The organism is Pseudomonas gingeri, from assembly GCF_013386165.1.
Lineage (GTDB): Bacteria > Pseudomonadota > Gammaproteobacteria > Pseudomonadales > Pseudomonadaceae > Aquipseudomonas > Aquipseudomonas gingeri_C.
Map to the genome: position 1 here is coordinate 201,963 of NZ_JACAOS010000015.1, position 20,608 is coordinate 222,570.

19 protein-coding genes and 3 tRNA genes are annotated in these 20,608 nt (G+C 63.3%); all 22 read right to left on the reverse strand.

Features of this window, described 5'->3' with window-relative positions; genetic code table 11:
- Positions 1–31 precede the first annotated feature (31 nt).
- Complete coding sequence (icmH, locus tag HX866_RS13545; protein ID WP_218179696.1) at positions 32–1,219, reverse strand: type IVB secretion system protein IcmH/DotU; 1,188 nt, start codon at positions 1,217–1,219, stop codon at positions 32–34.
- Positions 1,219–2,556, reverse strand: coding sequence for a type VI secretion system baseplate subunit TssK (tssK, locus tag HX866_RS13550; RefSeq protein ID WP_177139981.1), 1,338 nt, complete (start codon positions 2,554–2,556; stop codon positions 1,219–1,221). Before tssK ends, icmH begins: the two co-directional genes overlap by 1 nt.
- Positions 2,549–3,055, reverse strand: coding sequence for a type VI secretion system lipoprotein TssJ (tssJ, locus tag HX866_RS13555; protein ID WP_177139982.1), 507 nt, complete (start codon positions 3,053–3,055; stop codon positions 2,549–2,551). Before tssJ ends, tssK begins: the two co-directional genes overlap by 8 nt.
- On the reverse strand, positions 3,042–4,970 hold the full coding sequence (locus HX866_RS13560; protein WP_177139983.1) for a type VI secretion system Vgr family protein: 1,929 nt from the start codon (positions 4,968–4,970) through the stop codon (positions 3,042–3,044). The genes tssJ and HX866_RS13560 overlap by 14 nt, the downstream gene beginning before the upstream one ends.
- A 16-nt stretch (positions 4,971–4,986) precedes the next feature.
- Positions 4,987–5,376, reverse strand: coding sequence for a DUF4280 domain-containing protein (locus tag HX866_RS13565; protein WP_177092267.1), 390 nt, complete (start codon positions 5,374–5,376; stop codon positions 4,987–4,989).
- Between the two features lie 81 nt (positions 5,377–5,457).
- Entirely contained in the window at positions 5,458–6,459 is a 1,002-nt protein-coding gene (gene tssG, locus HX866_RS13570) for a type VI secretion system baseplate subunit TssG (protein WP_177139984.1), read from the reverse strand.
- Entirely contained in the window at positions 6,444–8,327 is a 1,884-nt protein-coding gene (tssF, locus tag HX866_RS13575; protein WP_256344923.1) for a type VI secretion system baseplate subunit TssF, read from the reverse strand. Before tssF ends, tssG begins: the two co-directional genes overlap by 16 nt.
- Positions 8,302–8,796, reverse strand: coding sequence for a type VI secretion system baseplate subunit TssE (locus HX866_RS13580; RefSeq protein WP_177092269.1), 495 nt, complete (start codon positions 8,794–8,796; stop codon positions 8,302–8,304). Before HX866_RS13580 ends, tssF begins: the two co-directional genes overlap by 26 nt.
- A gap of 70 nt (positions 8,797–8,866) precedes the next feature.
- Positions 8,867–9,340: a type VI secretion system tube protein Hcp gene (locus tag HX866_RS13585; protein WP_177092270.1), complete on the reverse strand. Its 474-nt coding sequence runs from the start codon at positions 9,338–9,340 to the stop codon at positions 8,867–8,869.
- A 71-nt stretch (positions 9,341–9,411) separates the two neighbouring features.
- Complete coding sequence (gene tssC, locus HX866_RS13590; RefSeq protein ID WP_177092271.1) at positions 9,412–10,902, reverse strand: type VI secretion system contractile sheath large subunit; 1,491 nt, start codon at positions 10,900–10,902, stop codon at positions 9,412–9,414.
- 38 nt (positions 10,903–10,940) lie between these two features.
- Positions 10,941–11,456 (reverse strand): type VI secretion system contractile sheath small subunit, encoded by a 516-nt coding sequence (gene tssB / locus HX866_RS13595; RefSeq protein WP_177092272.1) that lies wholly within the window; start codon positions 11,454–11,456, stop codon positions 10,941–10,943.
- 29 nt (positions 11,457–11,485) lie between these two features.
- Positions 11,486–12,505, reverse strand: coding sequence for a type VI secretion system protein TssA (tssA, locus tag HX866_RS13600; protein WP_177139985.1), 1,020 nt, complete (start codon positions 12,503–12,505; stop codon positions 11,486–11,488).
- 410 nt (positions 12,506–12,915) lie between these two features.
- Positions 12,916–12,992: transfer RNA gene (locus HX866_RS13605), tRNA-Asp, on the reverse strand.
- A gap of 108 nt (positions 12,993–13,100) precedes the next feature.
- A tRNA-Asp gene (locus HX866_RS13610) sits at positions 13,101–13,177 on the reverse strand.
- A gap of 57 nt (positions 13,178–13,234) precedes the next feature.
- Positions 13,235–13,310, reverse strand: a tRNA-Val gene (locus HX866_RS13615).
- 190 nt (positions 13,311–13,500) lie between these two features.
- Positions 13,501–14,712 (reverse strand): O-succinylhomoserine sulfhydrylase, encoded by a 1,212-nt coding sequence (locus HX866_RS13620; RefSeq protein WP_177100483.1) that lies wholly within the window; start codon positions 14,710–14,712, stop codon positions 13,501–13,503.
- Between the two features lie 63 nt (positions 14,713–14,775).
- The gene (gene purF / locus HX866_RS13625; protein WP_100942976.1) at positions 14,776–16,281 is read right to left on the reverse strand and encodes an amidophosphoribosyltransferase; all 1,506 of its coding nucleotides are present in this window, start codon (positions 16,279–16,281) and stop codon (positions 14,776–14,778) included.
- 41 nt (positions 16,282–16,322) lie between these two features.
- On the reverse strand, positions 16,323–16,880 hold the full coding sequence (locus HX866_RS13630; protein ID WP_177092275.1) for a CvpA family protein: 558 nt from the start codon (positions 16,878–16,880) through the stop codon (positions 16,323–16,325).
- Positions 16,881–16,976: 96 nt separating this feature from the next.
- Positions 16,977–17,642, reverse strand: coding sequence for an SPOR domain-containing protein (locus HX866_RS13635; protein WP_177139986.1), 666 nt, complete (start codon positions 17,640–17,642; stop codon positions 16,977–16,979).
- Positions 17,626–18,933: a bifunctional tetrahydrofolate synthase/dihydrofolate synthase gene (gene folC / locus HX866_RS13640; protein WP_177139987.1), complete on the reverse strand. Its 1,308-nt coding sequence runs from the start codon at positions 18,931–18,933 to the stop codon at positions 17,626–17,628. The genes HX866_RS13635 and folC overlap by 17 nt, the downstream gene beginning before the upstream one ends.
- A complete protein-coding gene (gene accD, locus HX866_RS13645) occupies positions 18,930–19,850 on the reverse strand; it encodes an acetyl-CoA carboxylase, carboxyltransferase subunit beta (RefSeq protein ID WP_177092278.1) in 921 nt (306 codons plus the stop codon). The genes folC and accD overlap by 4 nt, the downstream gene beginning before the upstream one ends.
- Positions 19,851–19,944: 94 nt before the next feature.
- Positions 19,945–20,577 (reverse strand): phosphoribosylanthranilate isomerase, encoded by a 633-nt coding sequence (locus HX866_RS13650; RefSeq protein WP_177124476.1) that lies wholly within the window; start codon positions 20,575–20,577, stop codon positions 19,945–19,947.
- Positions 20,578–20,608 lie beyond the last annotated feature (31 nt).

Here is a 20,608-nt window from a genome sequence, read left to right on the forward strand (position 1 = left end):
AGGTGAAGTGCCCACGGCAGGGCGATGGCGGTCACAGCGGTTCGAGCACAATCTCTACCCGACGATTGCGCGCCCGGTTGTCCGCGCTGTCATTCGGCACCCGTGGCTCACTGGCGCCACGCCCCAGGACCTGGACACGCCCGAGATCGGCCGCCTCGCCGAACATCTCGAACAACACCGCACGGGCGCGCCGCAGCGAGAGCTGCTGGTTGGAAACCAAACCCTTGCCAACGGGGGTGGCGTCACTGTGTCCGATGATCCGGATAGCCCCCGGCCAATCCGCCAGCACCGTGGCGATACGCTGCAAGGTCGCTCGACTCTCTGGAGCGATCACGCTGCCACCCGGGGTAAACAACTGCGTGGTGCCGAGCAACAGTCGCACGGCACCCGCCTCATCGTGCAACGTCAAGCGGCCGGCCTGGATATCCTCGGCCAGACGCTCAGCCAGCGTAGGCAAGGTCGCCGGCACGGAAGGGAGTGCTAGCTCGGCTGACGACAGCCGCGACAATTCAAGCCACTGCTGGCTGGAACGCATCTGCAGGTCGTATGCACCCGCAACCGCGAGGCCAATCAGCAACACCAGCAGGCCGCCCAAGGTCCAGCGCAGCGCATGCCGTGGCCACCTGCCCGGCAGCGCGGTTTTCAGCGACGGACGTGGATAACGCTCGCGGTGCAGGCGCAGGGTTTCGTAGAGCTGGGCACGTTTGAGGGCCAGGATCGAACGGCCTTCGCGCTGGATTCGATAACGCCCCTCCAGGCCCAGCGCCAGACACAGGTACATCAGCTCGAGCAACGCCAAATGCTCTACCGGCTTGAGCTGCGCCGCGTCCAGATTGGCGAAGAAACCTTCGCCGCCCTCGGCTTCCTGGTGAAAGGTCATCAGCAGGCTGTGGCGTGACCAGGCGCCCCGGGCCCATTCGCTGCTGGCGATGATTTCGTCGAGCAAGGTGCACAGGGCATAACGGGCACGTAACACAATGCGTGACTCGATACCGCAAGCCAGGGCTTGCTGCTGGAAGGTCCGCACCCGGGCGATCAGGCGCAAACGCAGCGCCGGCAAGTCGGGCTGGCGCCTCAGGCGCTGGAACACCACCACTTCATGCAGCAGGTCGTCAGCCAGCGTGCAGAGGTTTTCGTCGGCAGCCGCCGGCCCGGCCTGGACACGCTCGCTGGCGCGGGCGTCTTGGCGCGATCCGAAAGCCATTCGGGCAAACGCCATCACGCCTCCCTGATGGCCCAGAACGCCAATTGCAGTCCCGGAAACGAGCCGGCCACATGCAAACCGAAACCGCTGGTGTCCACCAGATCAGCCCACAGGGGATGCTCGCTCGACAGCTGGAAATAGCTGAAGCCAGGATAGTAAGGCAGCTCCCTGGGTGCTGTTGGCAGCACCTGGATCGCCAACCCCGGCAACTGCAGGTTCACCAGGTCGTGCAGGCGCTCGGCCGGACCGATCTTCAAGCAGTTGGGGAAACTTTTGCGCAACTCCTCGTCGGGCACCTGTGCGCGGACCGCGAGAATGAAACGCGCCGATGGGTACAGGTTGATATCCGGCACCTGGGCAAAACGAAAGCCAAAGGCACCGTTCTTGAGCGCCAGGGTCACCACCTCGGCACTGGCCACCGCACTCAACGCCTGCAACAGGTCCTGGATCAGCGGCACAAAGCTCTCCCCCAGGCGGTCGTGACGGTATGGCGGATAAGCCCTGGGACGCTTGCGCTCCTGGCAGAAAATCGCCAGTTCACCGGCCAGCCGCACCAGCTCGCGGTACAGCAATTCGGGGTGCAACGCCGGTTGGCTGGCCAGGTGCATCAGCAGGCTTTCGGCGCGGTTGACGCTTTGCAGCATCACGTACTGCTGGATCTCCGTCAGCCCGCCAAGCCCGCCCTGACCCAGCCCACCGGCCAGGGCTGTGCCGCGTTGGCGGGCGCGGGCGATCAGTTCGTCGACGGAGCGCGCCAGCACCGGCGAACAACGCCAGGCCAGCAACGGTGCCACCTGTTGCCGGTCGAGCACCACCAGGCCCGCGGCAGTGCGCTCCACCACCCGGGCCACGCGCAAAAAGACATGGGAGGCGGCGACGTCAGCCTCCCGCGCCAGCTTCAGGTTCAGGCGACTGACCTGCACACAGGCCGGCTCGCCACCTTCGGTATTGGCGTCGGCGACCAGAACTTCGCTGATCCGGTAACGGGCCAGACTGTCGTCCCCCGGGGCGGTTTCGGTGTCCACCGCTCCTGGGCGATTGAGCGCCAGGGCCAACACCAATTGCACATCACGCTCGCTGTCGGCCACCGGATAACGCAGCTGGACCAACTCCTCGTCCGTCAGGGCGAAGGGGCTACCATCGGGCATGATCCCTTCGCAGGCGCTCAAGGCCAGGGTCCCCAGAGCCAACTGCGCGGCCTCGATTTTCAGCGCGGCAAAGCCCCAGCCATGGGGTTGCACGGCGCGCAGAACCTGAGCCAGCCGGGCCCGGTTATGGCGCTCCTGCTGCTGGAAGTGCTGCGGCAGCAGAAACATGCCTTCGGACCAGACGACACCGTCGTGACTACTCATCGGCCTTCTCCTCTGCCGGCGCTGACGTCAACGCCACACGCTGGCGAGCCACCAGGGCCGTCAGCCGCGAGGGACGCGTCGGGTCGATTTCGGCCCAGGCCCACCACTGGGCATGGTCGATATTGCGGTACTCGACCACCAGCGCGATAAAGCGGGTGCCCGGCACCGGAAGAAAAACCTGCTCCTGCTGCTGGCCCGGGCGCAGCAACAGCGACTCCTGGCGTAGCAGATCACGGCCCAGCGCCTGCTCGGCCGCGGCTTCGGACTGGAACAGCTCGACCTGTTCCAGGCGCTTGCTGTCGGCCAGTTGCAGGAGCCTGACGATCACCGGTGACGGCCGGCCATGCAGGTCGGGATTGCTGTCCAATGCCGCTTCCAGGGACAAACCGATACGCGGTTCAGGCGGCGGTTCGTCAGACCAGAACCCGCTGCAGCCTGGCAGTGCCAACGCCAACAGCAGCCAGGTGACGCAGCGAAACCCAGGTTTAATCGCGACCATCGTCCGCCTCCTTGGGTGGCTTGGCCGCCGCCGGTTTCGCCGACTTGGCCGAGGTGCTGGCCGCAGCGGCACCGCCATTGATATCGACCGAAGCCGAGCCGTCGAGGCTGATGCTCTTGCCGTTGATCGCCACGCCCGCGGTGCTGAGCACCAGGGTGCTGGCACCGACCTTGAGGGTCAGGCTCTTGCCGGCTTCCAGCACCAGATTGCCGTGGGCCTTGAAATCCATGTCGGCCGCTGTCGACTGCCATTGGCCGGCAATCCTGCAATGGCTGTCGCCCGCGATATCCAGCGAATAATCGGCGTCGATCCGCGTGTTGCGCTGACCACCCACGGACTCATGGAGATCCTCCTCGACCTTGAGAAACTGGTTGGCGCCGACCGTCAGGTGCCAGTCGTTGCCGATGCTGGCGAAGGCATCGTTGCGCACTGTCAGGTCCTGGTTGCGTCCGGCATGGATCAGCAACTGCTCACGGCCCTTCCTGTCGTCGAAGCGCAACTCGTTGTAGACATCCTGCTCGCCCAGGGACTGCGATTTGAGACCACTGCGGGCCGCCTGGGCCGGCAGCTCCCAGGGTGGCCGGTGACCCGCGTTATAGAGCCCGGCGGTGACCAGGGGCCGGTCGGGGTCGCCGCCGAGGAATTCCACCACCACTTCCTGGCCGACCCGTGGCACAAACAGTGCCCCCCAGCGCTTGCCGGCCGTCGGTTGGGCGACCCGGACCCAGCAGGAACAATCCTCGTGACGCCGCCCACTGTTGTCCCAGTGAAACTGCACCTTGATCCGGCCGAACTCGTCGACCCAGATCGGATCGCCTTCCTTGCCCACCACAAAGGCCGTCTGGGGCCCGGCGATCAACGGCCGCGCAGTCTGTATAGGCGCACGGAACACCTGGGTGGTCGGGATCGCCTCGACCTCGCAACGCAGCTCGGTCGTGGCATCGAACTGCAGGGTTGCGGCCACGATCAGGTAATCGCTGTTCTGCTCGGCGCGCGGGTGATCGACCAGCGTGAAGCATTGCCCGGGCACCAGGTACGGCGACTGGCTGACGCCCCAGCGCCACTGCTGCCGGGCATGCGCGGCTTCGAGTCGGACCCGCGCCAGGGCTTCGCCAGATTCGCTACGGCTGAACCGCCCTGGAAAATCTTCTTGTCGATAATCGCCGTGGCGCGCCGTCGCCGCCGCGCCATGACTCGCCGACAGGACGCTGGCTTCACGGTTGCTGGCCTTGGTGAAATCGAAATCCACCAGGCTGAACATCCCGGGCCGCAGTTCGCCATGGGTTTCCCAGTTCAGCATGCTGCCCGGGACCTTGTCCTGGCTGGGCCGGTAGCTCATTTCCCGTAAGTGCTGCACCGGCTTGTGCGCGCTCATCGAATCGGTGATCACCAACAGATGATCGTCAGCTTGATGCTCGAAGAAATAGTAGAGACCCGCGTCCTCCAGCAAACGGCTGAAAAAGGCAAAGTCGCTTTCGCCGAACTGCACGCAATATTCCATCGGCTCCGGGCATTCGGCCTGCCAGTCGACGCTGGCGGGGTAGTCGCCGAAGACCTCTTCGAGCACCTGTTTGAGGGTCAGGTTCTGAAAGATCCGCTGGCGCCGGGACTGCGTCAGAAACCACAGCCAGGGCCTGAGGGAAACCCGGTAGCACGCCTGACGCTTGACCCAGCCCATGGCACTGAAGGCGCTGATATAGCCGTGGATATGCCGCGCCCGTGACGCTTCGACACCGAGACTCAGTGCCAGCGGACGGCCCAGCAAATCATCGACCTGCAAGCCGTCATCGGCACACGAGAAGGTCAGTTCGTACTCACCGATCTGGCTCAGCCCTTCCCGGCCCATCAGGTCGAGCAACGACAGCTTGGCGTCGATGCCAGGCACCTGGACACGGTGGTAGGTGTTTTCGGACATGGTGACAGGGGCTCGCTCAGGCAATCGTGGTCTTGAGGGTGGCGCTGGCGTTGACGCGGATCTGGCCGCCCCAGTTGCACTGGCAGGTACAGCGGTTATCCAGGGCCGGCAGCTTGGCAATCCGTGTCCGCGCCGCGCCGGGCTGCCAGGGTGTAGCGGTGGCGGGCACACAGGGCATCGGCGTCAGCACGCCCATGGCGGCGGCCGTTGCCGCCGCGACCTGGGGGTTGGCCGGGCTGCGGCAGAGACCGAAGGTCGGGATATTGACCAGGGGCTGATGATCGAGAATGTTCGCCGCCGGCTGACCTTCGGCCGTGACCCGCCCCAGTGGCAATACACTCAGGCGCGCCGGTGCAGCGCCGAACGAACAGGAGAGCAAGGCCCCCATAACAACTTGCTGATTCATGCGGGCTCCAGACAGACATCCATGGAAAGCCCGTGCAGTGTCAGTGAAGGGTGCCCCGTGGGGTATCGGATAACTCCTAAATCAACCGGCGCTGGTCGGGGTGGCGCGCTGGAAACGGGCGGGCTCGAAGCGCCACCCCGGTGTCGCCGCACACCTGTGCCCCAACCAGCAGCCACGCCCCAGGCCTTGTGGCGCCCCCAAGCGCAGACCTGGCCGCTGCCCCGACTCCAGACGCAGATCGAGATCCCACTGCAAAGCCGGACCGACATAACACTCGACCAGTTGGCACAAGGCTTCGAAGTAACGCCCTCCGGGTAGCAGGTGCTGATAGTCCGCCCAGGACAACGGCCCCAGGTGCAGGCAGAAACCGTGCTGGATATTCCACAACCGCCGCCCCAGCAACGCAGCCCCGCCCAGCCGCGCCGACTCGCGCCGCCGGCCCAGTTGCAAGCGCTCATCGAAGGCCAGGACGGTCCGATGCCGGCCCAGGGTGCTCAGTGCGACCGGCAGGCGCAGCAGATCCCGAACCAGGGCCAGCAAGCCGGCGGCACTGCGGCGTTGATCAATCAATTGCGGCGCGTAGAAGCGCGTGGCGCTGGGCAAGGCACGGGACTCACCCGGAGAGAACGCCGACACATAGTCGGCAAAGCGGTCGTCGGCCGGGCGATCGGCCCAGACCACTGGCCGCACCCGCGCCCAGCTTCGATAAAGCAGGCTCAGCAGGCGGTGATGAAACACGTCGAGAAAGTTCGCCAGGGTACTGTCGCCATGGTTGATCTGGCGCGACAGCACATCTTCGCTGAAATGCAGGGGCATCGGCCCGTTCGCCCCCGTCAGGCCGAAGAAGTTCACCGCCAGCAACGCGGCACGGCCCTCGCGCAGGCGCAGTTGGGCGATCATCGCCGGCTCGAAGGCCAGCGAGACGTGCTGCGCCAGGCGCAACGGGTCGTCACCCAGGCGCTGCGCGGTGCCCCAGCGCGGCACATCGGGGTAAGTGCGCTCGAGCAAACGCAGCGCGGCGAAAAAGTCGTAGCGCCAGGGCTGCGCGACCAGGTCGGGCGGTGGGTCTACCAGATCATGCATTGACCCGCCCTCGCCTGCCAGGTCTTGATCAGCCCTCGGCTCACACTGTGCAACTCGGTCTGCATAAAGGCATTGAGCGCGGCATAACGAACAAAAAAACGCTCCAGCGCGGCGCCGAACAGATAGGTCCCGGTGCCTTCGCAGGCGGCGTCGTCGAGGACCAGGGTCAAGTTCAGGCCGCGACCGAAGGCCACCGGTCCGGCCCCGGGCAAGCGCCGGGTGACGACCTGCGCGCGCAACGAGACAATGCCTTGCAGCAACTTGTGCCGACTGCTGTCGTCCTCGGGCAGGTAATGCGCCAACAGCTCGCGCAAGGCCTGGGCCCCGGCTGCACCCTCGCGGTGAGCCAGGGGCAGGTAGTTACGCGACAGCTGTCGCACCACCTGCCATTGCCGGTCGCCCTGGGACGGCGCAGACAGCGGTCGCGAGGGGCCGGCCACACAACGGATCGCCAGCACCGGGGCGCCCACGTCGAGGACAAAGTCGGTGTTGCCCGCCCCCAGGGGCAGGCGCAAAGGCAGGTCTCGGTTGGAGCACAGCACGTCCACCGCCAGGCGCTGCAACTCGGCGCCCGCCTCCAGCGCCACCACCAGGCTGGCGTCATAGCCGCGATAACGCCGCTGCCCGTCGACAAAACGCTGTGGAACGCGACTGGGCGTACGCTGCATCTGGTAGAAACCCGCCAGGCGACGATCATCCGCGTCCAGCCGTTGCGGGGCATACAACGGCAGGATGACCTGGCGCTCCTTGGAGCCGGCGGCATAACCATGGACCGCCAGCACCTCCTGGATCTCGTAGGCGAGTGGCCGGGCCTTGTCGACCACCAGTGGCAAATCATGCCGATAAGGATCGACGACAATACGCTCGACCCGCTTGCGGAACAGGTTGATCACCGGCACGCAGAACAGGCCGAAGTGACTGGCATTGAGCAGCGCCGACAAGGGTTGTGACAGGGGCGCGAAGACCACCACCAGCTCCAGGCTGCGCGCCGGACAATTGCGCAACGCCGGCCCCAGGCCACCCAGGCTGACAAAGCGTTCACCCTCGGCGAAGGCGAGAAAGGTCTTGAGCTGCGCACACACCGCGTCACTGTTCAACGATCGCGCATACTGGCTGGAAGGAGGACCCGGCTGCGGCTGGCGGATATGCTCGGGGTCGATCCGCGAACTCCACCCGCCCTCGCCTTCGCCGCAACGCACGAACAGGCCTTCGGCGCGGGTCAGCAAGGCTTCCTGGACGGCCAGCGGCAGCGAGTCGTCGCCGCGCAGAAAAAGCGTCAACTCCTCCAGCGCCAGTTGCTCGAAAGACACCCCGGCAGTGGTCCGCAGGCGCAGGCGCAGGGCGCCGCCGTCCTGCCTGAGCACACTGGCGGGCAAGCCCTTGAGCAGCCCGGCGCTGGGCAAGTAATCGGCCGACTCCAGCGCCAGGGGCCAGAGCGTCACCGGGCGCAGGCTGCGAAATTCGCAACGAGGGTCTTGCCCGGCCGTTTCGCCCAACGAGCGCACCACGCTATCGGCCGGCAAGGTGAACCCCGAGACCAGCGATCCCTCCTGCAAATCCGGGGAAAACTGCAGCACCGCCATGGACGGCACCGGCAACAACTGCTGCGGTTGCACCAGCTCCAGCAGGCTCTCGGTAAAACGCGGGAATTCAGCCTCCATTTGCAGTTGCACACGGGCGGTGAGAAAACTCAGCCCCTCCAGCAAGCGCTCCACCGACGGGTCGGTCACCTCCTCGGGGCGCAGCCCCAGGGTGGCGGCAATCTTCGGATAGTCCTCGGCAAACTCGGCACCGGCTTCACGCAGGAAACTCAGCTCACGTTCGTAATGCCGCAGCAACCGCTCATCCATGGGCAGACGGGCGGCCATAGGGACGGACCCGCACCTCACCGCTCTCGATGTTCCAGGCTGACTCCAGGCGGAAGGCGTGCAACGCATCGAGGCCGCGGATCTCACCTTCGATCAGAAAATTCAGGCTGGCGCAGCAGGCCCTCGCCGACAGCAGCTGCACCGCGACGCTATAACGCAGAATGCGCGGTTCGAAATCCAGGACGATTTCACGGATGCGGCTCTCGAGCTTCTGCGTATCGATGCTCGACAGCACCACCCCCGCCAGGTTGCCCAGTCCGTAGTTGAGCACCGAACGGGTGACGTGGGGCTGACTGCCCAGCGGGCAAATCGCCCCGAGGCCGGTGGCATTGAACAACAAGGTGAGATCCCGGCACAGGTGTTCCAGCTCTTGCTGCGCGCCCGCTCCTGCCCGGCGCCGGGTCACCTGTTCGCCAGGGTTCGCGGGACGCAGCAGGCGTTCGAGCAGTGGTGTCATGGACGTGTTCATGAAAATCCTCCTGAAAAACCCCAGGCACCGGCGCATCCCGCAGCAGGCTGCAGGATCCGCCGACGTTCGATCACACGGTGGTATTGCTGAGCAGGTTGTAGCTCTTTTCAAGTTCGGCAACCGACTTGCCGTCAACGAAGTGTTTGTACTTGTACTTCATGGAGGTGAAGCTGATCTGGAAGGTCTCGGTCGGACGGTCGCTGCCACCGCTGATGGAGTAGCTGCTGATGATCGGTGCGGTCAGCGTGAACTCGACGTAGGGTTCGTTCTTGCTGGTCGAGCTGCCGCTGGTCTGGATGACCCGCAGGGTCGCCTCTTCCAGGGACTTGCCGCTGACCGACTCGATAAACAGATTGGGCGAGGCGATATCGGTGGTCTTGTTCAAGGTGATCTCGGTGACATGGCCGACACTCGGCTCACGGTCATTGCCAATGGCAATCGAACGACCGCTGCTGAATCCCCAGGAGTCGATCACGATCCAGCCCTGGTGATCCTTCTCCTGGCAGTTCCCCTTAATCTCGGTTTTGAATTTCAATACAATCATGCGGACTCCAACATTTATTTGAATGGTTAAGCACCTGTTCCGAGGCCAGGCCCCGGTCGGGCGTGAACCCCTCAGCCTTTGACCGAGGGCAGTTGGGAGACCAGTCGCAGGGATACGCTCAGGCCTTCCAATTGATAGTGGGGACGCAGGAAAAACTTGGCCTGGTAAAAGCCCGGGCTGCCGTCCACTTCCTGCACCACCACTTCGGCACCCGCCAGCGGTTTGCGCGCCTTGTCGGCATCGCTGGCGGTTGCCGGGTTATGCTCGACGTACTTGACAATCCAATTGTTGAGCCAGATCTCCATGTCTTCGCGCTCACTGAAGGAGCCGATCTTGTCGCGCACGATGCACTTGAGGTAATGGGCAAAGCGGCAGGTGGCGAACAGGTACGGCAACCTCGCCGCCAACTGCGCATTGGCGGTGGCGTCGGGGTCGTCGTATTCCTGGGGACAGTGCAAGGACTGCGCGCCGATAAACGCCGCCAGCGAGGTGTTCTTGCAATGCACCAGGGGCATGAAGCCATTCTTGGCCAACTCCACTTCGCGCCGATCACTGATGGCGACCTCGGTCGGGCAGGTCATGTCGACGCCGCCCTCCTCGGTCGGATAGGTGTGTACCGGCAGGCCGCTGATGGCGCCGCCGGACTCGATACCGCGAATCCGCGAGCACCAGCCGTACTCCTTGAAGGAGCGGTTGATATTGATCCCCATGGCATACGCGGCATTGCTCCACAGGTAGTTCTGTGCCTGACCTTCGGTGACTTCCTCGAAGGCGAACTCCTCCACCGGCGCGGTGCGCGCGCCGTAGGGAATACGCCCGAGGAAACGCGGCATGGTCAGGCCGATATAGCGTGAATCCTCGGAGCGCCGCAGGTTGCGCCAGGCAGCGTGCTCCGGGGTAAGGAAGAGTTTGCTCAGGTCGCGGGGGTTGGCGACCTCGCGCCAGGAGTCCATCAGCATCACCGCCGGCGACGCCGCGCTGATCAGCGGCGCATGGGCCGCCGCGGCGATCTTCGCCAGTGAGGCCAGCAGTTCCACATCCGGCGGGCTGTTGTCGAAATAGAAATCGGCGATCAGCACGCCGAACGGCTCGCCGCCCAGCTGTCCGTACTCATGCTCGTAGATCTTCTTGAACAGCGGGCTCTGGTCCCAGGCCGCGCCCTTGAACTTCTTCAGCTCGCGGGCCACTTCGTCCTTGGCGACGTTGAGGAAGCGGATCTTGAGTTTCTCATCGGTCTCGGTGTTGCTCACCAGATAATCGAGGCCACGCCAGGCCGCTTCCACGGCCTGGAAATCCGGGTGATGGAGAATGTCATTGACCTGCGCCGACAGCCGAGCGTCGATTTCGCCGATCAGCGCCTGAATGGTGCCGAGGGTGTCGTGGGCGATCAGATGGGTCGTGCGCAGCGCCTGTTGAGCCAGGGTCTGCACCGCACTCTCGATGGCTTCGCGCACCGGTTCGCCACGGGGCTTGAACTCGCGTTGCAGCAGGTCGTTGAATTCACTGGGCGACAGTTCGACCGCCGGATCGATGCCGGACTGATTCTGAGGGGTGACGGACACGGGTATTTACCTGTTTCAGGGAGCGATCATCGAAGGCATCAGTCTTCGGACTCGGTGGCAGGCGGCTTGGCCTGGGCCAGCAGCGACTGCATCAGCGCCGGGTTTTCCAGCAACTTGGCCATCAGTTGCTCGGCGCCGCTCTTGCCGTCCATGTAGGTCAGCAGGTTGGCCAGCTGGTTGCGCGCCTCCAGCAACTCACGCAGCGGCTCGACATTGCGGGCCACGGCGCCGGGCGAGAAGTCATCCATGCTCTTGAAAGCGAGTGACACCGCCATCTGCCCTTCCCCGGTCAGTTGGTTGGGCACACTGATGCGGACCTGAGGTTCGATGGCCGCCATGCGCTCATCAAAGTTGTCGATATCGATTTCCAGGAACTTGCGCTCGGCCACCGCTGGCAGGTCGGCACGGTTGGCCCCCGAGAGGTCGGCGAACACACCGTTGACAAAGGGAATCTCGATGGTCTTTTCGGCGCCGTACAACTCGACGTCATATTCGATCTGGACCCGTGGCGCACGGTTGCGCCCAATGAATTTCTGGCTGTTGTTATTGGACATAGAGATCAACCTGAACAGGGAGAGAAGTGTTAGTCATTGGCGATACCGCCCAGGGCGTGCAAGTCGGCGAGACTGCCCGGCACCAGTTCGGCGATCGCTTCGAGAAAACTCATGGTGGCCAGCCGACGCGTCCTGGCCGCCAGCAAGGGCACCGGACTCGACGGTTCGTGGTGGGCGTAATAGGCGCAAATGGCGTCCAGGGCACGGACCACGTCTTCGCGGGACTGGCAGACGCCACTCCAGGTGGTCGGAGCTCGACAAGTCGCATCGGCGGCCAACACCGCCAGTGGCGAGTCGTCGGCCGGCGGCGGCAAGACGGCACGGCAACGCTCTTCGGCGACGCGGCACCACTTGTCCAGGGTCCGCCCGAGTCCACCCAGGGGGGAAATACCGGGCGCCGCGATTTTTTCCTCCAGGCAAACGCCGATCTGCGCGATCAACTCGACCAGAGCCCTCAACAAGAGCAGGTTTTCAACCAGCTCGGCGCGGGCCTGGGATTCGATCAGGCCGCCCAGGCGTGCCAGTCCCTGAGTCCGGGCCTCCTCATCAGCGGACTCGGCAATGCAGGCCAGATCGGCCAGACGCAGCGGCTCAAGCCCCATGGTGCTGCCCAGTTGCTGACGCTTGAGCACCAGGACCACGCTGGTCGGTACCGCCAACTCAGCGAGGGTATTGAGCCGCATCAGCGGATCGTGATCGTCTTCGGCCAGGAGCTGCGGATGAACATCGTCCCAGCGCTCACGCAGCAGGTTGTCGATCAGCCGCAACCCGTCGATAAAACCGGACAGCCCCTGCAACTCCAGCAAAGCCCGCGCCAGACAGACGGCCACCCGCAAGTCGAGGGACTCTTCCAGCAGTGTCAGGCACAGCGAGCGTACCCGCTGCCAGTCCACGGGCGTCGCGGGATAAACATGATCGCCGTATTGAACTTCATTGCCGCCGTCTATTTCTTGTAACAGTTGAATAAAGTCTGCGCGGTATTCCAAGTTTGCTCCGCAGGCTCTGTCAGGCAGGGTATTAATATAAGGAATCAGTTCTTTTATCGACATATTCCAACCCCATGAAAGATGCCCAGCAGGCACGCTAAACCACAATGAAAGCCGTTAAGCCCAGGCGCCTGTGCACACGGCAAGTCAGGCGTTGCGTGGATTCACTCTAGTCAAAGGGGGGGAACGAAAACATAGGAATAGTCCTAGATCGGACAGCCGCGAAGTTCCCTATCAACGGCGATTAATAGCGACTGTTTGCAACGTCGAATGACAGTGCAAATAAGAAAGTTATATGACCGGGTTCAAACATCCACAGGACGCGGAAGGTGCAATAAGCCGCCAACAGGGTTTTATTTCAAATCGACACCCGAAGCGCGGGTAGCCGTTGACAAAAAACAGGCAAAAAAAAGCCCCGGCAAGCCGGGGCATTTTCTTTGCTTCAAGGAGTTCAAGGGCCTTGAATCGGTGTATGGCGCAGCGGACGGGACTCGAACCCGCGACCCCCGGCGTGACAGGCCGGTATTCTAACCGACTGAACTACCGCTGCGTATCGCTCGGACTTGCGTCCGTTGAAACCTTTGAAATCTTGAAACCCGTGATCGAGAAGCTTCGGTGCTTTTCAATCGCAGACCGCACAAGGCGACCTGTACAAATATGGCGCAGCGGACGGGACTCGAACCCGCGACCCCCGGCGTGACAGGCCGGTATTCTAACCGACTGAACTACCGCTGCGCGTCGGTTGGAGGCTCCTTGCGGAACATCCGATTCTCTTGCGAGAAGCTCAACGAATGGTGGGTGATGACGGGATCGAACCGCCGACCCTCTGCTTGTAAGGCAGATGCTCTCCCGGCTGAGCTAATCACCCTTTGCTTCGTTGAGGCCGCGAAATTTACGCAGGTAGCGGACCTAAGTCAATAGCCCGCTTGAAGTTTTTTTCAAAAACAGCTTCGAGCCACAAGCTTCAGGCGCCAAGTCAAAGGATGCGAGAGGCTGCGGCAGCCTCACCGATTGGCTTTGACTTGCAGCTTGCCGCTCAAAGCTTTCAGCTGTTCCAATCACAAGGCCGCCAATCCGCGGGCCAGGTCGGCTTGCAGGTCGGCAACGTCTTCGAGGCCGACGGCGATACGGATCAGGCTGTCGCGAATGCCCGCGGCCTCACGTTCCTGCGGCGCCAGACGGCCATGGGACGTGGTGCTCGGGTGGGTGATGGTGGTCTTGCTGTCACCCAGGTTGGCGGTGATCGAGATCAGCCGGGTGGCGTCGATAAAGCGCCAGGCGCCCTCTTTGCCGCCCTTGACCTCGAAGCTCACCACCGCCCCGAAACCGCGCTGCTGACGCTGGGCGAGTTCGTGCTGCGGGTGACTCTTGAGACCGGCGTAATGGACCTTCTCGATGCCGTCCTGCTGCTCCAGCCACTCGGCCAGGGCCTGGGCATTGGCACAGTGGGCACGCATGCGCAGGTTCAGGGTTTCCAGGCCCTTGAGGAAGATCCAGGCGTTGAACGGGCTGAGGGTCGGCCCGGCAGTCCGCAGGAAACCGACGATTTCCTTCATTTGCTCGCTACGCCCGGCGACTACACCGCCCATGCAACGGCCTTGGCCGTCGATGAACTTGGTTGCCGAATGCACGACGATGTCCGCACCCAGCTTCAACGGCTGTTGCAGGGCCGGGGTGCAGAAGCAGTTGTCGACCACCAGCATCGCGCCCTTGGCGTGAGCGATGTCAGCCAATGCGGCGATATCCACCAGTTCAGCCAGCGGGTTGGAGGGCGACTCGACGAACAGCAGCTTGGTATTCGGGCGGATCGCCGCGTCCCAGCCGGACAGCTCGGCCAACGGCACGTAGTCGACTTCAATGCCGAAGCGCTTGAAGTACTTCTCGAACAGGCTGATGGTGGAGCCGAACACACTGCGCGAGACCAGCACGTGGTCGCCGGCGCTGCACAGGCTCATCACCACAGCGAGGATTGCCGCCATGCCGGTCGCGGTGGCAACGGCTTGCTCAGCCCCTTCCAGGGCCGCGATGCGCTCTTCGAACGAACGCACGGTGGGGTTGGTGTAGCGCGAATAAACGTTGCCCGGCACTTCCCCGGCGAAACGCGCCGCCGCATCGGCGGCGGTGCGGAATACGTAGCTGGAGGTGAAGAACATCGGGTCGCCGTGCTCGCCTTCCGGCGTACGGTGCTGACCGGCGCGGACGGCCAGGGTGTCGAAACCTACGCCTTCGAGGTCGCTGTCCAGCCGACCGGCATCCCATTCCTGACTCATGCTGCCACTCCTTGCTCGATTCTTTGGAGGATACAAAACCGGCCCCTCAGGGCCGGTATTTACTCAGTTGTTGTACAGGTCGATGATCGCGCTGACCGCCTGGGTCTTGACCTTGGACGCATCGTTACGCGCCTGCTCGATCTTGGCCAGGTAGTGCTCGTCGATATCACCGGTGACGTACTTGCCGTCGAACACCGCGCAATCGAAGTTTTCGATCTTGATCTTGCCACCGCCGACAGCCTCGATCAGGTCCGGCAGGTCCTGGTAGATCAGCCAGTCGGCGCCGATCAGATCAGCCACGTCCTGGGTTGTGCGGTTGTGGGCGATCAGTTCGTGGGCACTCGGCATGTCGATGCCGTAGACGTTCGGGTAACGCACCGCCGGGGCCGCCGAGCAGAAGTAGACGTTTTTCGCGCCGGCTTCGCGGGCCATCTGGATGATCTGCTTGCAGGTGGTGCCACGCACGATGGAGTCGTCCACCAGCATGACGTTCTTGCCGCGGAATTCCAGCTCGATGGCGTTGAGCTTCTGGCGCACCGACTTCTTGCGGGCGGCCTGGCCCGGCATGATGAAGGTACGGCCGATGTAGCGGTTCTTCACAAAACCTTCGCGGAACTTCACGCCCAGGTGGTTCGCCAGTTCCAAGGCCGAGGTACGGCTGGTGTCCGGGATCGGGATCACCACGTCGATGTCATGCTGCGGACGCTCGCGCAGGATCTTCTCCGCCAGCTTCTCACCCATGCGCAGACGCGCCTTGTACACCGACACACCGTCGATGATCGAATCCGGACGGGCCAGGTAGACGTGTTCGAAGATGCACGGGGTCAGCGACGGGTTGGTCGCGCATTGACGGGTGTGCAGCTTGCCATCTTCGGTGATGTACACCGCTTCGCCCGGTGCCAGGTCGCGGATCAGGGTGAAACCGAGCACGTCCAGGGACACGCTTTCGGAGGCGATCATGTACTCGACGCCTTCGTCGGTGTGACGCTGGCCGAACACGATCGGACGGATGCCATGGGGATCGCGGAAACCGACGATACCGTAGCCGGTGACCATCGCCACCACCGCGTAGCCGCCGACGCAACGGTTATGCACGTCGGTCACTGCGGCGAACACGTCTTCTTCGGTCGGTTGCAGCTTGCCACGCTGGGCCAGCTCGTGGGCGAACACGTTGAGCAACACTTCCGAATCGGAGTTGGTGTTGACGTGACGCAGGTCCGACTCGTAGATTTCCTTGGCCAACTGTTCAACGTTGGTCAGGTTACCGTTGTGTGCCAGGGTGATGCCGTACGGAGAGTTGACATAGAACGGCTGGGCTTCAGCCGAGGTCGAACTGCCTGCGGTCGGATAACGCACATGACCAATACCCATGTGACCGACCAGGCGCTGCATGTGCCGCTGATGGAATACATCGCGAACCAGGCCGTTGTCCTTGCGCAGGAATAACCGGCCATCATGGCTGGTCACGATACCGGCAGCGTCCTGGCCGCGGTGCTGGAGCACGGTTAGCGCGTCATACAGCGCCTGATTGACGTTCGACTTACCGACGATACCGACGATGCCACACATGCGACGCAACCCCTACTTAATGAATCTGAACTGAACAGCACTTACTGAGGCGTTTTGGCCGGCAAGAGATGTTCCTTGAACGGAAGGTCAGCGGGTACGCTGATTCCGCTGGCTAGCCACTGACTGCTCCACCCCAGGATGAGGTTCTTGGACCAGTCGGCGACCAATAGAAATTTTGGCACGAGCTGAGAGCCCTGCCACCACGAATCCTGCTGGACCGGTCCCAGGCTCAACAGCCCGACGGCGACCACCACCAGCAGCCCGCCACGGGCGGCGCCAAAGGCCATGCCGAGGAAGCGGTCGGTCCCGGACAGGCCGGTGACGCGAACCAGCTCGCCAATAAGATAATTGACCATGGCGCCCACCAGCAGGGTGGCGACGAACATGATTGCACAGCCCGCGATCACGCGTGCCGAAGGTGTCTGGATATAGTCGGTCAGGTACACGGACAACGAGCCACCGAACATCCAGGCGACCGCGCCGGCAATGATCCAGGTGAGCAGGGACAGGGCTTCCTTGACGAAACCACGGCTCAAGCTGATCAATGCAGAAACGACGATTACCGCAATAATCGCCCAGTCAACCCAGGTAAATGGCACAGTGCAGCCTACAGACGGATAAGGCGGCGCATTTTAGCAGAGCGCCGCCCCACTGGTAAGGCGATTGTCAGAGCATTTCGATACAAAGCCGCGTGCTTAACCGCGTTCTGGTTGGAAACGTACGACAAAGCCCTTCAGATTCTGCTGACGACCCAACAGGTCACGCAGACGATCGGCTTCGGCTCGCTCGATCAGCGGACCGACAAAGACCCGGTTCTTGCCATCGGAAGAACGGATATAGGCGTTGTAGCCCTGGCTGCGCAGGGTCTTTTGCAGGCTTTCGGCACTGTCACGACTGGACAGGCTGGCCAACTGCACCGACCAGCTGATCGGCAGGCCGTTGGGGTCCACACGATTTTGCGTGGTATCGAGCTTGGACGGCGCCACCGCAACCACCTGGGCCGGCGTTTGCGCCGGTGCCGGGGCGGGCTTGGCGACCGCAACCGGGGCTGCCGGCTTGGGCGCCACAACCGGAGCAACGGGTTTGGGGACCGGCGCTGGCGCGACAGGGACCGGGGTTTGCTCAACCTCGTCATCGCCCGGCACCGGTTCCTGGGGCAATACCTGGGGCTCGGGAACCGGCACCGGCTCGACCTTGACCTGCGGCAGAGCCGAGGCCTGAGGCGCCGTCGGCGCCTCGACGCGAACCTGGCGCTGCTCGTCCTGGCGGGAAAACAGCATCGGCAGGAAAATCACCGCCAACGCCACCAGCACCAGCGCACCGACCATCCGTTGTTTGTACGCTTTATCCAGCATTGCCATTGGCAGCCTCCTCCGTGGCGCGCCGGGCCAGCCACTCCAGCGCCTCGGCAACACAAAAAAACGATCCGAACAACAGAATCTCGTCATCCGCCGTGGCCTGGGCACATTGCCCTTCCAGCGCGGCGGCGACACTGCCATAGACACTGACCGGCGCATTACGTGCGACCAGGGCGGCTTGCAGTTCAGCGGCCGGGCGACTGCGCGGCGTCTGCAAGGGCGTCACCGCCCAATGCTGGACGTGACGCTCAAGCGGGCCGACCACGCCATCAAGATCCTTGTCCGACAACAACCCGAACACCGCCAGGCGTCGCCCCTTCAAGGGACTGCGCGCCAGGCGCTCGGCCAGGTATTCGGCGGCATGGGGGTTGTGCCCGACATCGAGCATCAAGCTCAGGGACTTGCCTTGCCAGTTCAGCTGACGCCGATCCAGCCGACCAACAATACGGGTATCCAGCAACGCCTGAACAATCCGCTCCGGCTGCCACGGCAAGTCCATCAGCAGATAGGCTTGCAACGCCAGGGCGGCATTTTCCATCGGCAAGCCGAGCAACGGCAGATCCCGCAGCTCGACCACCTGACCCTGGCGGTCAACACCCCGCCACTGCCAGTTCAGATCGGTGAGGCCGAGATCGAAATCCCGACCGCGCAGGAAGAACGGGCTACCCAGTTCGCGAGCCTTGTCCAGCAGCGGCTGCGGCGGGTTCAGGTCGCCACACAGCGCCGGGGCGCCCGGACGGAAGATCCCGGCCTTTTCAAAGGCCACCGATTCGCGGGTGTTCCCCAGGTATTCGGCATGATCGACGCCGATACTGGTCACCAACGCCAGGTCGGCATCCACCACATTGACCGTGTCCAGGCGTCCGCCCAGACCGACTTCGAGCACCACGACATCCAGGCCCGCACGCTCGAACAACCAGAGCGCGGCCAGGGTGCCCATCTCGAAATAAGTCAGGGACGTCTCGCCACGCCCGGCATCGAGGGCGGCGAAAGCGGCGCACAGCTGCGCGTCCGTCGCCTCGACCCCGTTGATTTGCACACGTTCGTTGTAGCGCAGCAGGTGCGGCGAACTATAAACGCCGACCTTGAGCCCCTGCGCTTGCAGCAACGAGGCAACAAAGGCGCAGGTCGAACCCTTGCCATTGGTGCCGGTCACGGTCACTACCCGAGGCGCCGGCTTGCCCAGCCCCATGCGGTTCGCTACCTCTTGCGAGCGCTCCAACCCCATGTCGATGGCCGATGGGTGCAATTGCTCCAGGTAGGCGAGCCACTCGCCCAGGGTACGTTCGGTCATAGGCTTGCAGGCACCGGCGGGACAATGACAGGTTCAACAGGCAGTGCGATGTATTCAGGCGTCGGCAGGCCCATCATCTGCGCCAGCAGGTTGCCCAGGCGTGGACGCAGTTCCTGGCGGGCGACGATCATGTCGATGGCGCCGTGTTCCAACAGGAACTCGCTGCGCTGGAAGCCTTCAGGCAGCTTCTCGCGCACGGTCTGCTCGATCACGCGCGGGCCGGCGAAGCCGATCAGCGCCTTGGGTTCGCCGACGATCACGTCGCCGAGCATCGCCAGACTGGCGGAAACACCACCGTAGACCGGGTCGGTGAGCACCGAGATAAACGGCAGGCCTTCTTCACGCAAACGCGCCAGTACGGCCGAGGTCTTGGCCATCTGCATCAGGGAAATCAACGCTTCCTGCATCCGCGCACCACCGGAAGCGGCGAAGCAGATCATCGGGCAACGGTTTTCCAGGGCGTAGTTGGCGGCACGTACGAAACGCTCGCCGACGATGGCACCCATCGAACCGCCCATGAACGAGAACTCGAAGGCGGAAACCACCACCGGCATGCCCAACAGGGTGCCGCTCATGGACACCAGGGCGTCTTTTTCGCCGGTCTGCTTCTGGGCCGCGGTCAGGCGATCCTTGTACTTCTTGCCATCACGGAACTTCAGGCGGTCCACTGGCTCCAGGTCGGCACCCAGTTCAACGCGGCCTTCGGCGTCGAGGAAGATATCGATGCGGGCACGGGCGCCAATGCGCATGTGATGGTTGCACTTGGGGCAGACGTCCAGGGTCTTTTCCAGCTCCGGACGATAGAGCACCGCATCGCACGATGGGCACTTGTGCCACAGACCTTCAGGCACCGAGCTTTTCTTCACCTCGGAACGCATGATCGAAGGGATCAGTTTGTCTACTAACCAGTTGCTCATGCTGTCTTTCTCCAATTCGTTTTCGGCCCGTCGAACAACCGGGCCCGCCTGTTTTCTGCGGCGGTATGCATGGACGGCGGCAGGCTGCCAGCCGTCACATTGGCGCTGCGCAACCGCGTACGGCGCGCATGAACGCTTCGATCTTTGTACGATCCTTGATGCCCTTGCCCTGCTCCACCCCGCCGCTGACATCCACGGCATAGGGTTTGACCTGGGCAATGGCCTCGGCCACGTTGTCGGCGGTCAGGCCGCCGGCCAGGATAATCGGCTTGCTCAGGCCCCGTGGTACCAGGGACCAGTCAAACGCCGCGCCGGTTCCCCCGTGAACCCCTTCTACATAGGTATCGAGGAGAATTCCGCTGGCACTCGGGTAAGCCGCGCAGGCCGCGGCGATGTCATCACCGGCCTTGACCCGCAGCGCCTTGATATAAGGACGGTGATACCCCTCACATTGCTCACGGGTTTCATCGCCATGGAACTGCAACAGGTCCAGCGGCACCGCATCGAGGATTTCCCCCAGCTCGCAGCGACTGGCATTGACGAACAGGCCGACGGTGGTCACGAACGGCGGCAAGGCGGCAATGATCGCCCGCGCCTGCTGGAACGTTACCGCCCGCGGACTCTTGGCATAGAACACAAAACCAATGGCATCGGCCCCGGCTTCGACGGCGGCCAACGCATCTTCAATGCGGGTAATCCCGCAAATTTTGCTGCGAACGGCGGACATGTCGTGAAGAACCCCAGGTGTTTTTCCGAGA

Excerpts from the sequence above, each read along its gene's own strand:
- purF (WP_100942976.1), bottom strand. The coding sequence starts at position 16,281 with ATGTGTGGCATCGTCGGTATCGTCGGTAAGTCGAACGTCAATCAGGCG.
- tssG (WP_177139984.1), bottom strand. The coding sequence starts at position 6,459 with ATGCATGATCTGGTAGACCCACCGCCCGACCTGGTCGCGCAGCCCTGG.
- HX866_RS13635 (WP_177139986.1), bottom strand. The coding sequence starts at position 17,642 with ATGGCAATGCTGGATAAAGCGTACAAACAACGGATGGTCGGTGCGCTG.
- HX866_RS13580 (WP_177092269.1), bottom strand. The coding sequence starts at position 8,796 with ATGAACACGTCCATGACACCACTGCTCGAACGCCTGCTGCGTCCCGCG.
- accD (WP_177092278.1), bottom strand. The coding sequence starts at position 19,850 with ATGAGCAACTGGTTAGTAGACAAACTGATCCCTTCGATCATGCGTTCC.
- tssB (WP_177092272.1), bottom strand. The coding sequence starts at position 11,456 with ATGTCCAATAACAACAGCCAGAAATTCATTGGGCGCAACCGTGCGCCA.
- tssJ (WP_177139982.1), bottom strand. The coding sequence starts at position 3,055 with ATGGTCGCGATTAAACCTGGGTTTCGCTGCGTCACCTGGCTGCTGTTG.
- HX866_RS13560 (WP_177139983.1), bottom strand. The coding sequence starts at position 4,970 with ATGTCCGAAAACACCTACCACCGTGTCCAGGTGCCTGGCATCGACGCC.
- tssK (WP_177139981.1), bottom strand. The coding sequence starts at position 2,556 with ATGAGTAGTCACGACGGTGTCGTCTGGTCCGAAGGCATGTTTCTGCTG.
- HX866_RS13565 (WP_177092267.1), bottom strand. The coding sequence starts at position 5,376 with ATGAATCAGCAAGTTGTTATGGGGGCCTTGCTCTCCTGTTCGTTCGGC.
- tssF (WP_256344923.1), bottom strand. The coding sequence starts at position 8,327 with ATGGCCGCCCGTCTGCCCATGGATGAGCGGTTGCTGCGGCATTACGAA.
- icmH (WP_218179696.1), bottom strand. The coding sequence starts at position 1,219 with ATGGCGTTTGCCCGAATGGCTTTCGGATCGCGCCAAGACGCCCGCGCC.
- HX866_RS13585 (WP_177092270.1), bottom strand. The coding sequence starts at position 9,340 with ATGATTGTATTGAAATTCAAAACCGAGATTAAGGGGAACTGCCAGGAG.
- tssA (WP_177139985.1), bottom strand. The coding sequence starts at position 12,505 with ATGTCGATAAAAGAACTGATTCCTTATATTAATACCCTGCCTGACAGA.
- folC (WP_177139987.1), bottom strand. The coding sequence starts at position 18,933 with ATGACCGAACGTACCCTGGGCGAGTGGCTCGCCTACCTGGAGCAATTG.
- HX866_RS13650 (WP_177124476.1), bottom strand. The coding sequence starts at position 20,577 with ATGTCCGCCGTTCGCAGCAAAATTTGCGGGATTACCCGCATTGAAGAT.
- HX866_RS13620 (WP_177100483.1), bottom strand. The coding sequence starts at position 14,712 with ATGAGTCAGGAATGGGATGCCGGTCGGCTGGACAGCGACCTCGAAGGC.